This window comes from Marinomonas profundimaris, from assembly GCF_000508165.1.
GTDB lineage: Bacteria > Pseudomonadota > Gammaproteobacteria > Pseudomonadales > Marinomonadaceae > Marinomonas > Marinomonas profundimaris.
On the sequence record NZ_AYOZ01000056.1, the window covers coordinates 139,451 to 151,231 of the forward strand.

General features: G+C 43.7%; 13 protein-coding genes. 9 read left to right on the forward strand and 4 right to left on the reverse strand.

The features are described from left to right. The first annotated feature begins 2 nt into the window (after positions 1 to 2). From relA to D104_RS33930, 7 genes are all read left to right on the forward strand, one after another. Positions 3 to 2,252: a GTP diphosphokinase gene (relA, locus tag D104_RS33900; protein WP_024025125.1), complete on the forward strand. Its 2,250-nt coding sequence runs from the start codon at positions 3 to 5 to the stop codon at positions 2,250 to 2,252. Further along, positions 2,249 to 3,052, forward strand: a complete 804-nt coding sequence (gene mazG / locus D104_RS33905; RefSeq protein ID WP_235075954.1) for a nucleoside triphosphate pyrophosphohydrolase — start codon at positions 2,249 to 2,251, stop codon at positions 3,050 to 3,052. Before relA ends, mazG begins: the two co-directional genes overlap by 4 nt. 70 nt (positions 3,053 to 3,122) lie before the next feature. Further along, on the forward strand, positions 3,123 to 5,753 hold the full coding sequence (gene ppc, locus D104_RS33910) for a phosphoenolpyruvate carboxylase (protein WP_024025127.1): 2,631 nt from the start codon (positions 3,123 to 3,125) through the stop codon (positions 5,751 to 5,753). A gap of 227 nt (positions 5,754 to 5,980) precedes the next feature. Then, positions 5,981 to 6,634 carry an adenylate kinase gene (gene adk / locus D104_RS33915; RefSeq protein WP_031215270.1) on the forward strand — a complete coding sequence of 218 codons (654 nt, stop codon included), beginning with the start codon at positions 5,981 to 5,983 and terminating at the stop codon, positions 6,632 to 6,634. 7 nt (positions 6,635 to 6,641) lie between these two features. Then, positions 6,642 to 7,349 (forward strand): tRNA (adenosine(37)-N6)-threonylcarbamoyltransferase complex dimerization subunit type 1 TsaB, encoded by a 708-nt coding sequence (gene tsaB, locus D104_RS33920; RefSeq protein WP_024025129.1) that lies wholly within the window; start codon positions 6,642 to 6,644, stop codon positions 7,347 to 7,349. A 4-nt stretch (positions 7,350 to 7,353) separates the two neighbouring features. Continuing rightward, a complete protein-coding gene (locus D104_RS33925; RefSeq protein ID WP_024025130.1) occupies positions 7,354 to 8,154 on the forward strand; it encodes an undecaprenyl-diphosphate phosphatase in 801 nt (266 codons plus the stop codon). Between the two features lie 179 nt (positions 8,155 to 8,333). Next, positions 8,334 to 9,128 carry a class I SAM-dependent methyltransferase gene (locus tag D104_RS33930; RefSeq protein WP_024025131.1) on the forward strand — a complete coding sequence of 265 codons (795 nt, stop codon included), beginning with the start codon at positions 8,334 to 8,336 and terminating at the stop codon, positions 9,126 to 9,128. Positions 9,129 to 9,139: 11 nt separating this feature from the next. Here the strand turns inward: D104_RS33930 and D104_RS33935 are convergent, their stop codons facing one another. Continuing rightward, entirely contained in the window at positions 9,140 to 9,352 is a 213-nt protein-coding gene (locus D104_RS33935; RefSeq protein WP_024025132.1) for a SlyX family protein, read from the reverse strand. Positions 9,353 to 9,640: 288 nt separating this feature from the next. Here D104_RS33935 and D104_RS37665 point away from each other — a divergent pair, with 288 nt between their 5' ends. Both D104_RS37665 and tpx read left to right on the forward strand, forming a co-directional pair. Then, complete coding sequence (locus D104_RS37665; protein ID WP_024025133.1) at positions 9,641 to 10,111, forward strand: cold-shock protein; 471 nt, start codon at positions 9,641 to 9,643, stop codon at positions 10,109 to 10,111. Between the two features lie 28 nt (positions 10,112 to 10,139). Beyond that, positions 10,140 to 10,637: a thiol peroxidase gene (tpx, locus tag D104_RS33945; protein WP_024025134.1), complete on the forward strand. Its 498-nt coding sequence runs from the start codon at positions 10,140 to 10,142 to the stop codon at positions 10,635 to 10,637. 73 nt (positions 10,638 to 10,710) lie between these two features. Here tpx and panD read toward each other — a convergent pair whose 3' ends face one another. Genes panD through D104_RS33960 form a run of 3 tightly spaced genes read right to left on the reverse strand, consistent with a single transcriptional unit; the run spans position 10,711 to position 11,759 of the window. Further along, entirely contained in the window at positions 10,711 to 11,091 is a 381-nt protein-coding gene (gene panD / locus D104_RS33950; protein ID WP_024025135.1) for an aspartate 1-decarboxylase, read from the reverse strand. 55 nt (positions 11,092 to 11,146) lie between these two features. Then, a complete protein-coding gene (locus tag D104_RS33955; protein WP_024025136.1) occupies positions 11,147 to 11,521 on the reverse strand; it encodes a hypothetical protein in 375 nt (124 codons plus the stop codon). 4 nt (positions 11,522 to 11,525) lie between these two features. Next, positions 11,526 to 11,759 (reverse strand): hypothetical protein, encoded by a 234-nt coding sequence (locus D104_RS33960; RefSeq protein WP_235075955.1) that lies wholly within the window; start codon positions 11,757 to 11,759, stop codon positions 11,526 to 11,528. Positions 11,760 to 11,781: the final 22 nt, after the last annotated feature.

The following is an 11,781-nucleotide window of genomic DNA, read 5'->3' on the forward strand; positions in this document are numbered from 1 at the left end:
AGATGGTAACGGTAAGAAAAGATCATCCTGTATTAGAAGATGGCAGTGTCGATATTGATGGTTGGATGGGGCATTTTTCCCATTTGATTGATGACAGTGCGCGTGTTCCTTTGCGTATGGCCTGTGAACTGGCTCGTCAAGCCGAATTGCAATGTGCGCGGCCGTCTTATTGGGGGGCACAAGCGAGCACTTTTCGTGCGGGTCTTGAGATGGTTGAAATCTTATCTGGCTTTCGAGCTGACCAAGACTCATTGGTTGCGGCGGCTTTGTACCGTGTTGTTCGAGAAGATCAATTACCGATTTCTCGTGTGGTCGATATGTTTGGTCGCAAAGTTGCCTCTCTTATTGAGGGGGTTATCAGGATGGGGGAGGTGTCCAAGAATCTGACGGCGGATACCGCAGCAGAAGTGCTTGGTAGCAACGAAAACCAACTTGAGTCGTTGCGCAAGATGCTGGTGTCCATCATTGATGATGTGCGCGTGGTACTGATAAAGCTTGCTGAGCGCGCGTGTGCGATAAAAGAAGCCAAACATCAAGATGAAGATCGCCGCGTTGCTGTGGCGCTGGAAGTTCAGAGTGTCTATGCGCCATTGGCCCATCGTCTAGGCATTGGTCATATCAAATGGGAGCTTGAAGACCTTTCTTTTCGTTACCTTTACCCTTCTGATTATAAACGCATTGCGACTTTACTAGATGAAAAGCGCCTTGATCGTCAACAGTACATAGACGATGTTATCACTCTATTAGATGAACGCTTAAAAGGCATTAACATCCATGCCGATTTAATGGGAAGAGCAAAACACATCTACAGTATTTGGCGCAAAATGAAGCGCAAGAACATTAGTTTTGATGAAGTATATGATGTACGAGCAGTGCGCATATTGGTCAATGAACCAATGGAGTGTTATGGCGTTCTCGGTATCGTGCACAACCTATGGCGACCTATTCCTCAAGAGTTTGATGATTACATTAGTAATCCTAAGTCAAATGGTTATCAGTCTTTACATACCGCGGTTATTGGCCCTCAAGGTCGTGCATTAGAGATCCAGATCCGAACTCATAAAATGCATGAAGATGCAGAACTGGGCGTTTGTGCGCATTGGAAATACAAAGGAACGGATTTAAGTTCAAACAGCACCAGTTACGAAGAAAAACTTCAGTGGCTAAGAACTATTTTAGACTTCCATGAAGTGCAAGGGGATTTAGAGTCCTTATCCGAACAAGTGCGTAGTGATATTGAGCAAGATCGTATTTACGTTTTTACACCAGAAGGGCATGTGGTCGATTTACCGGTCAATGCAACGCCGGTAGATTTTGCTTATCGAGTGCATACCGAAATTGGACATCGTTGCCGTGGCGCGAAAGTAAACGGCAAGATTATTTCTCTTGTTACGCACTTAAAAACGGGTGACAAAGTTGAAATCCTAACCACAAAAGAGGGTGGGCCAAGCCGCGATTGGCTACATCCAACGTTGGGCTATGTTCAAACCAGTCGCGCTCGCGCCAATATACAAAACTGGTTTAGAAAAGAAGATCGTGAGAAAAATCTCGATGCCGGTAAAGTTCTATTAGATAAACAATTAAAACGCCTAGGCATTGAAGACAGCCGAATCGATTTCCAAAAAATTGCCTCTCGTTTCAGCTACTCAAGTGCCAGTGATGTATTTGTCTCGCTTGGTGCAGGTGATATTCAGTTGTCTCGAGTGCTTCGCGTTATCGATGATTTGTATAGCATTGATGGTGACATTGCGCCGACTCGCCCGATTCGATTGAAGAAGAGTCGTCATAAATCGTCTGATAATGACATTCATATTCTTGGTGTAGGTAAGTTACTGACGCAAATGGCGAAGTGTTGTACTCCCATTCCTGGTGACGATATCGTTGGTTTTATTACTCAGGGGCGTGGCGTCTCTGTGCACCGCCAAGACTGTATTAATATAGTGCAGTTGGCGCTGGATGAGCCAGAACGAATTGTCGATGTAAATTGGGGAGAGCAGCTTGATAATCAATACCCTGTAAATATTCAGGTTGAAGCATACGATCGAACGGGGTTGCTCAATGATATCACCGGATTGCTCGCAAACGAGAAAGTAAATTTGTTATCGATGAACACCTTATCAGCCAAAGAAAACCACATGGCGACGATACGTTTTACGATAGAAGTCGGCGAGTTGGGGGTATTAAGTAAGTTATTACATCGTATTAATCAGCTGCCTAATGTATCGAATGTATTTAGAGAGAAAGATTTTTGAGTAATCCCATGGAAACGCTGCAATACCTAATGGAATGCCTGCGCCACGAGGCATTTGGTTGTGCGTGGGATAAAAAGCAAACCTACAAAAGCATCGCACCATACACACTTGAAGAAACCTATGAGGTGTTGGATGCGATTGAGCGCGACGACGTTGAACATTTAAAAGAAGAACTAGGGGATTTACTTTTTCAGGTGGTTTTCTACGCACAAATAGCCAAGGAAGAGCAACACTTTCATTTTGACGACGTTGTATCTGGTATTGTTGAAAAAATGCTTCGTCGTCATCCTCATGTGTTTCCTGAAGGGGATATTACCCGTTTTGGCGAACCTACATCGCTAACGGATCAGGAAATAGCAGAGCAATGGCAGACGATTAAAGCACAAGAAAAAGGGCCATCAGACGATGGTCTTTTATCGAGTGTTCCTGTGTCTATGCCCGCGTTAATGCAGGCGGTAAAAATTCAAAAAAAGGCCGCGGAAGTGGGTTTTGATTGGCCAGACGTGGCGCCAGTATTTGATAAAATCAGAGAAGAGTTAGACGAACTCGAAGAGGCAATGAAGGAAAAGAGTGACCTTCATGTTGAGGAAGAAATGGGTGACGTGTTATTTGCCGTTAGTAATTTAGCTCGCCATCTTGATGTTTCACCCGATGTGGCATTGAATAAAACAAATATTAAATTCCGTCGTCGCTTTGCTAGGATAGAAAGTATTGTGACGGCACAGAGTAAAGCGTTAACAGATTGTTCTTTGGAAGAATTAGACCGTTATTGGGAGCAAGCTAAACACGAAGGTTTGTAGGCTTGATTATCGTAAAATAGGTTGAAAACGCGTTGTTTATTGCGTTATTGGAACTGTTTAGGAGAGTGAAGTGAGTGATCGTCAAGCGTCATTACGCGAAAATGTTAGGCTTCTGGGGGATTGTCTTGGCGAAAGCATGAGCAACCACCTAGGAGAAGGCTTTCTCGAAAAAGTAGAAAACATCCGATTACTTTCGAAAGATGGGCGCCAATCTGGTGATTCTGCGGCGCTCATTCAAGCGTTAGAGGCATTAGACGATAAAGAAATAGTGCCTGTTGCAAGGGCATTTAATCAATTCCTAAACCTGTCTAATATTGCAGAGCAATATCACCGTGTGCATCGTCGACGCACGAATGAAAGCTTGGGCGTATATCACAACCCAATTGGTGATTTATTAGCACGCCTTTCTAAGCAGAACTTTACTGCAGATCAAATGATTGAGTCGCTGCAGTCTCAATCCATTGAATTGGTTCTAACCGCTCACCCGACGGAAGTAGTACGTCGTTCGCTGATTCGAAAATACGACAATATCTCCAGTGAACTAGAAGCATTAGACAAAGACAATATTCTGCCGCTAGAAGAAACAAAACACATCCGCCGCTTGAAAGAAATTATTACACAGGCTTGGCACACGGATGAAATTCGAGAAGATCGACCAACACCAGTAGATGAAGCAAAATGGGGCTTTGCTGTTATTGAGCAGTCTTTATGGCAAGCCGTACCACGTTTTTTTCGCCAGCTTGATGAACAGTTTGAACAATTTTCCACAGACGAGCGCTTGCCTCTCGATTTAGCCCCAATTCGTTTTGCGACCTGGATGGGCGGAGATCGAGACGGCAATCCAAATGTGACGCATAAAGTGACCAAAGAGGTGACGCTGTTAGCCCGCTGGATGGCGGCAGATCTCTACATAAAAGATTTAAATGTATTGCGCTCTGAGTTTTCTATGACGCAATGTAATGCCGCTTTGCGTGCAAGAGTAGGTGGCAGCTCTCAACCTTACCGTGAAGTATTACGGCATTTAGAAAATAAAATGCTCGCAACCAAAAACTGGGCGAAAGCCTGTTTGGATGGTGAGCCGACGTCCGATGAGCCTATTTTTCTTGATATTCAAGAACTGACTGATGATCTCATGCTGTGTTACCAGTCTTTATTAGATTGTGGTATGAAAGTGATCGCGAATGGCTCGTTGCTCGACTTAATTCGCTGTGCTGCCACCTTTGGTGCCACCTTGGTGCGTTTGGATGTTCGCCAAGACGCCTCTCGTCATATTGATGCTTTGTCAGCGATTACCCGCTTTTATGGATTGGGTGACTATGCCGAATGGGATGAAGCGTCTCGACAAGCCTTTTTGCTGACAGAATTGAATTCAAAGCGTCCGTTATTGCCTATGGAATGGACGCCGACGGAGGAAGTAAAAGAAGTTCTTGATACCTTTTCTATGATATCAAAAGGTCAGCAGAACTCGTTTGGCTCCTACGTTATTTCTATGGCCAGTGCGCCATCAGATGTCTTAGCCGTTGCTCTCATGCTGAAAGAATCTGGCGTTAGTTTTCCTATGCGAATAGTGCCTTTATTTGAAACCCTTGCGGATTTGGATAATGCGGAACCTATCATTGAACAATTGTTTTCTTTACCTTGGTATAAAGCCTACATCAATGGTCGTCAGGAAGTGATGATCGGCTATTCGGATTCGGCTAAAGACGCAGGACAAATTGCCGCGACGTGGGGACAATATCGAGCGCAAGAGGCATTAACCCGCCTTTGTCAGAAACACGGTATTCACCTTACTTTGTTCCATGGTCGTGGCGGCACCGTTGGTCGTGGCGGCGGTCCTGCTCATGTGGCAATTTTATCGCAGCCTCCGGGCTCGGTGAATGGATCAATTCGAGTGACCGAGCAGGGCGAAATGATTCGATTCAAATTTGGTATTCCTGATATCGCAGTACGGTCTTTAGAGCTTTATTGTTCTGCCGTGATGGAAGCGTCTCTGATCCCCGCTGAGTCACCAAAAGAAGAGTGGCGCGCTATTATGGATGAAATGGCCGAAGTGGGAATGAACCAGTATCGTTCCATTGTCCGAGGTCATGAGGATTTTGTCCCTTACTTTAGAGCAACAACACCTGAGCAAGAATTGGCTAAGTTGCCGTTAGGTTCGCGACCTGCTCGTCGCCGTTCGGACGGTGGTGTGGAAAGCTTACGGGCGATTCCATGGATCTTTGCGTGGATGCAAATACGTCTTATGCTGCCTGCTTGGTTGGGTGCAGAAAGCGCACTACAGCAAGGTATTGAATCCGGCAATTTGGAAAAATTACGAGAAATGCATAAAAAATGGCCTTTCTTTGGGGCGTACTTGGACATGCTCGACATGGTTCTGGCAAAAGCAGAGCCTGAGATTGCGGAGTATTATGAGAAGCGACTTGTTAATGAAGAGCTGCAAGGGTTGGGGCGTTTGCTGCGCAGTAAATTAAAGCAGGTGAGTGAGCTGGTAAAAACACTTAAGAAGCAAGAGCGGTTGATTGAAGACAACAAAACCATACGGCAATCCATTGATGTTCGAAATCCTTATATTGATCCATTGCACTATCTTCAAGCAGAGCTTTTATACCGCAGTCGTAAAGACGAAGAAAATGCAGAAGTGAATAAAGCCTTGATGATTACCATGGCAGGTATTGCTAGTGGTATGCAAAATACAGGCTAATTCTTATATATGATTAATAAATGCTCACTATTAGCAAGAAAGTGACAAAAAAAGGCGCGCAAATTTGCATAATGAAGGGCTGCTTGGGTATGCTTGGCGCCCATTCATTTTTTTAGTATGCAAAAGGTCTGTCTATCCCTTTGCCATTGAGCTGAGTTACGCATCAATAGCGCATTGTGTCGGCCACCGTTGCAAATCAATTAACGCTGTCTTTTGGAGATTTGTTTATGCGAGTAATATTATTAGGTGCACCAGGCGCTGGTAAAGGCACTCAGGCTCAATTCATCACGGAAGAGTTTGGTATTCCGCAAATCTCTACCGGAGATATGCTGCGCGCCGCTGTCAAAGCAGGAAGCGAAATGGGCTTAAAGGCCAAAGCGGTAATGGATGCTGGTCAACTGGTTTCTGATGACATCATCATTGGCCTTGTGAAAGAGCGTTTGACACAAGATGATTGCACTAACGGAGCGTTGTTCGATGGTTTTCCTCGTACTATCCCGCAGGCGGATGCACTAAAAGAAGCAGGTGTTAAAATTGACTACGTTGTAGAAATCGACGTTGCCGATGAAGAAATAGTAAAGCGCATGAGTGGTCGTCGTGTCCACGAAGCGTCAGGCCGAACCTATCACCTTGTTTACAATCCACCTAAAGTGGAAGGCAAGGATGATGTTACGGGCGAAGAGCTTGTTCAGCGTGTTGATGATGTTGAAGAAACGGTTCGTAAGCGCTTGGGTGTTTATCATGATCAAACGGCACCGTTGATTGGTTATTACCAAAATTGGTTGAAAGCAGATGCTTCAGCGCCAAAATTCGTGAAAGTAAATGGCGTGGGCGATCTAAATGAGATCAAACAAGGTCTATTGGCATCGTTAAAGGCTTAATGATCCAATGACAGTGATTTTAGCATTAGATACCTCAACGCCTGCGTGTTCAGTGGCGTTGAATATCGATGGCGTTGTGTTAGAAGACTTTCGCATGGCGCCTCGTCTTCATAATGATTTGATTTTACCCATGGTGGATCAAATACTCAGTCAAGCTGGGTTGAACTTATCTGATCTTGATGCCATTGCCTTTGGGCGCGGACCTGGTTCTTTTACTGGTTTGCGTATTAGTGCTGGTGTGGTTCAGGGTTTGGCTTATGGTGCTGATTTACCAGTTATTCCTGTTTCTACATTGGCTGCTTTGGCTTTAGAGGGCTTTCAGAAAACAGGCAAGAATAATTGGCTGGCGGCACTTGATGCTCGCATGGGAGAAATCTATCTCGGTGGCTACTATGTCAATAAAGTGAATGGGCAATATGACATTGCGCAATTGCTTGATGAGCGGGTGATAAAGCCATCGGTCTTGGTGCCATTTTCAGACAACTTTGATGGCGTTGGTTCAGGCTGGTGTTATGAAGAAGCATTAAGCTCACTCTTACCAGAAGCGCCTGAATTTGTTCTGACAGACTTGGCGCCTCGTGCTGCGTGCGTTGCTGAGCTGGCATTGTTGCATTTTCATAAAGGGGAAGTGGTTTCCTCTTATGATGCCATGCCGACGTATTTAAGGGATGAAATAACCTGGGAAAAGCAGGCTCCTCGCATAGGGAAACGTTAGTTGTATGTTGTGGTATCAGATTGTTTTTTTGGCTCTTATTCAAGGGCTGACTGAGTTTTTACCTATCTCAAGTTCTGCCCATTTGATACTTCCTGCTCAATTGCTTAATTGGCAAGATCAGGGGTTGGCGTTTGATGTCGCTGTTCATGTTGGTACTTTGATTGCGATTATTACTTATTTCAGAAAAGACATTGTGCAAATTGTTGTGGCTTGGTGTCTTTCTTTAAAAGGCCAGCAGTCAACGTCTGACAGTCGTTTGGCTTGGTGGATTTGTCTCGCTACATTGCCTGCTTGTCTAGCTGGCTTATTATTTGATGATTTTATTAGTACCCATCTTCGCTCTGTAGAAGTCATTGCTTACACGACGATAGGTTTTGGTGTTTTGCTCTGGCTGTCTGATCGTTATGGTGCATCGAATAAAACAGAGCAGGATTTTGGCATCAAAAGTGTGCTTTATATAGGCTTTGCCCAAGCGCTCGCATTGATCCCTGGAACCTCTCGCTCAGGTATTACGATGACGGCCGCAAGATTCTTAGGATTTGGCCGAGAAACTGCGGCACGTTTTTCTTTTCTTCTGTCTATTCCTCTTATTCTTGCTGCCGGTGGCTTAAAGTTTATTGAGCTAATGTCATCAAATACTGTGGTTGATTGGGTGAGTATTCTCGTTGGCGTGGTGCTATCCGCAATCAGTGCTTATCTTTGTATTTACCTGTTTTTAAAGTGGCTTAATACCATTGGTTTCTTTCCTTTTTTTATTTACAGGTTAATCTTAGGTTGTGCGCTTCTGCGGATTGTCTATGTATAGAGGTTTAGTCGCATTTTGAAATCGTGGACGGCGTATTGATTGCGTGAGTCTTGCGGTTTATACCCAGAAAAGCTTCTAGTGTTAGAGGCTTTTTCTGTTTTAACGTAAAGTGATTTTTAGTGTTAAGGCTGAATGAAGCGCCGCCTTATTAACCCTTTTTTAACGTTTTTGGAGATGTTTTGCTTAATTCTATCGCGGTTGCGACAACAGATAGGTTTTTGGAATCAGAATCTCGATTATTGGCGCAGTCTTTAAATTTGGCGTTTATTCCACTGAGTAGCCCCATTAAATTTGTGTCGGAATATGATTACCTTTTACTGAAAACACCAGATGGTCTTGCCGTCGCGAAAACAGGCAAAGGTGCTCCTAAACCTGTGTATGTCGATTTCACATCGGGCGCCGTGGATCACCGTCGTCGGTTTGGGGGTGGAAAAGGGCAGGATATTGCAAAAGCGGTCGGCTTAAATAAGCGCTCAAATTTATCAATATTAGATGCGACGGCTGGATTGGGGCGAGATGCTTTTGTTTTGGCTAGTTTAGGTTGTTCTGTCTCACTTTGTGAGCGTGTTGGCTTTGTGAGGGCGATGTTGCAAGACGGTTTGTATCGAGCTTCTTTTCATCATGAGGTTGCTGATATTGTGTCAAAAATGCCTTTGCTTGATACGGACATTACCGGCTTAGACGCAACTATGAAGTTTGATGTGGTGTTTTTGGATCCTATGTACCCGCATACAGAAAAATCATCCGCGGCGGCAAAAAAAGAGATGGCTTTTTTTAGGGATTTGGTCGGAAAGGATTTGGATGCCGATAACCTTTTGCCTCATGCCATGCAGCTTGCGGAATATCGCGTGGTTGTGAAACGCCCTAAAAGCGCTCCGTTTTTAAATGATGCAGAGCCAACGTATCAATTAGAAGGTAAATCGGGGCGATTTGATATTTATGTGCTTAAGTCCCTCGATTCACTTTCCGCCTAACCGTTTTATTATTAATAATGTGGTGGTCTATCACCGTCGTGTGTGGCTTGTTGTTGACGATAAGAGTCCAGCTGTTTTCCTAACATAGCGAGCTTTTCTTTCATTAACATCATGTCTTTTTGTTGGCTAATTAAAACCTGATTTAAACTGTCAATCGTATCTTCTTGGAATTGCAGTTTGAATTCTAATTCGTCTATACGTTCGTCGATTTGTGAGGTGTTCATAGATACCTTCTGTGTGTTAACCTTACCAAGTTAAACTCTTATTTTATGAGCTGTTCTATACGAATATATGACGCAAGTATTGGTCATTTAAAGTGTAAGAGTGGCGTGAAAATTGCTCTCATAAAGAAGTTGAGTATTTTACTACTATCTTCTTTAGCTTCACATGGTGATTTCAGAAAGAGTTTAGTAAAAATATTTATTTATTCACTTTTGCACGAACACGGAGCCTATTTTTATAAATGGGCTTCTCTCCACAATAATATTTAATTTGATAAGAGATATACTGTTATGAATGATCATCAGGATAATGTTTCACATAATAAAGGGTCTTCAGCTGGTTCCGGTTTTTTTTCACTGCGCACGTTTATTGTTAGCCTTGTTATTGCCTTGATTGTGCCTTTGCTTATTGCAGGGGTTCTTAAAGAGGAAATGGGCGCCAACTTCCTAATATACTTTGGCTTTGTACTAGTGTCTGTTTATGTCGGCGCTATGATTAGTAATGCCAGTTCTGTTGGTTTTGATTCTGAGTCTGAAGAAGACGAAGATGATGATCGTGAGCAAGGAACGGTAAAATGGTTCAATTCATCAAAAGGTTTTGGCTTTTTGACAATGGAAAATGGCGATGACGTATTTGTTCATTACCGTGCTATCCGTGGTCGTGGTCGTCGTTTCCTTGTTGAAGGTCAACTTGTTCGCTTTTATGTTACTGAAGGCGAGAAAGGCAAACAGGCTGAAAACGTTTCCATTATTCGCGGTTAATTTACATTATTTATTTTAGAGGCTTTGTATGGCAACTGTAACGCTTAAAGGTAATCCCTTTGAAACTGTTGGCTCTCTTCCTGCTGTTGGTTCTATGGCTCCAGCGTTTGAATTGGTTAAGACAGACCTGTCTGTTGCAACGTTAGCGAATTATCAAGGTGCTAAATTGGTGCTGAATATATTCCCTTCGGTTGATACGCCGACCTGCGCAACATCGGTTCGTAAGTTTAATGAATCGGCTGCGTCTTTAAAGGGTGTTAACGTGATTTGTGTTTCAGCGGACTTACCTTTTGCCGCAGCGCGTTTTTGTGGCGCGGAAGGTATTGATAATGTAGATACGGGCTCTAGCTTCCGCTCTACGTTTGGTGCTGATTACGGTCTTTCTTTTGCAACAGGGCCACTTGCTGGTCTTTTGTCTCGTGCTGTTGTGGTACTGGATGAAAATGGGTCTGTTATTTATACAGAACAAGTTGCAGAAACGGCTGATGAACCAAATTACGAAGCGGCTTTAGCTGTATTGGCGTAGTTTTTACGTGTAAAAAAAGCCCGCTCTAATGTAATTTAGAGCGGGCTTTTTTGTTCTTTTATTGGCTAGATGTTTAGTCTTTTTGAACGGGAATAGTGTTTGTTGTGCGTTCCACACTGTTGTCTTTGTTCAAATACACGAGTTTCGGGTTGAATGTGTCTGCTTCCGCTTCATTCATTTGCCCATAAGCGGCAATAATAACACGGTCACCTACTTGGACTTTTCTAGCCGCAGCGCCGTTCATTGAAATCGTGCCTGAGCCTGATTCCGCTAAGATGACATAGGTGTGAAAGCGTTCGCCATTGTCTACGTTGTAGATGTCTATTTGTTCGAACTCTCTAAAGCCAGCGAGTTCCACAAGGTCTTTATCAATGGCGCAGGAGCCGTCATACCAAAGCTCTGCCTGAGTGACGCTGGCCATGTGAAGTTTGCCTTTAAGAAGTGTAATTTGCATGTGTATAGTCTCTATTAATATTTCTGTGTAACGTGCTGTCTGTTATATGGTGGTTTTATTCCCAGATAAATGGGCCTTCTCCGTCGCTATTTATGCGCCACCACTGGTCGGGGTCTTGATTGCCTTCTTCTTCCCATCCTTGAAAATTACAGCGTACTTCGCAATTGAGAGATTGAAAAACCTGTCGTGCACAAGTCATGTCGTCTTCCCAAGGGGTTTTGTCTGAATCAAACCAGATAGAGGTAAAACGTTTTCCCGCCGCCTGTTCCAAAATGGTCACTTCAATGTCATTGCCATTAGAGGATACGGTGATTTTTGAGCACAGTTTTGAGGGCGAGCTTTTTTTGACGAGGATAAATGTCTCTTCCAGCCAGGCAATGATCTTTTCTGTTGGGCAGGATAATGTGTATATTTCAATATCAGCTTGCATCCTGTTAATCCTTCTTTTTAATCATGTGATAAATTCTGAGAATGCTCATTGAGAGGTAGCCGATAGTCGTCCATATCACGCCACATCCAGCCAGTATTAATCCAAATAAGGCCATAATCTCTTGAGCAAGGGATTCTACAATGACGCGGTCTGCCACCATAAGCATGAGAACGCCAAATACGAAAATTAATCCACCTTGGATCATCTTGATGAGTGCGACTCTAGGGTTATTTCCCATCTTCATCGCGAGTTTATGTATG

Excerpts from the sequence above, each read along its gene's own strand:
- relA (WP_024025125.1), top strand. The coding sequence starts at position 3 with ATGGTAACGGTAAGAAAAGATCATCCTGTATTAGAAGATGGCAGTGTC.
- adk (WP_031215270.1), top strand. The coding sequence starts at position 5,981 with ATGCGAGTAATATTATTAGGTGCACCAGGCGCTGGTAAAGGCACTCAG.
- tsaB (WP_024025129.1), top strand. The coding sequence starts at position 6,642 with ATGACAGTGATTTTAGCATTAGATACCTCAACGCCTGCGTGTTCAGTG.
- D104_RS33925 (WP_024025130.1), top strand. The coding sequence starts at position 7,354 with ATGTTGTGGTATCAGATTGTTTTTTTGGCTCTTATTCAAGGGCTGACT.
- D104_RS33935 (WP_024025132.1), bottom strand. The coding sequence starts at position 9,352 with ATGAACACCTCACAAATCGACGAACGTATAGACGAATTAGAATTCAAA.
- D104_RS37665 (WP_024025133.1), top strand. The coding sequence starts at position 9,641 with ATGAATGATCATCAGGATAATGTTTCACATAATAAAGGGTCTTCAGCT.
- tpx (WP_024025134.1), top strand. The coding sequence starts at position 10,140 with ATGGCAACTGTAACGCTTAAAGGTAATCCCTTTGAAACTGTTGGCTCT.
- panD (WP_024025135.1), bottom strand. The coding sequence starts at position 11,091 with ATGCAAATTACACTTCTTAAAGGCAAACTTCACATGGCCAGCGTCACT.
- D104_RS33955 (WP_024025136.1), bottom strand. The coding sequence starts at position 11,521 with ATGCAAGCTGATATTGAAATATACACATTATCCTGCCCAACAGAAAAG.
- D104_RS33960 (WP_235075955.1), bottom strand. The coding sequence starts at position 11,759 with ATGGGAAATAACCCTAGAGTCGCACTCATCAAGATGATCCAAGGTGGA.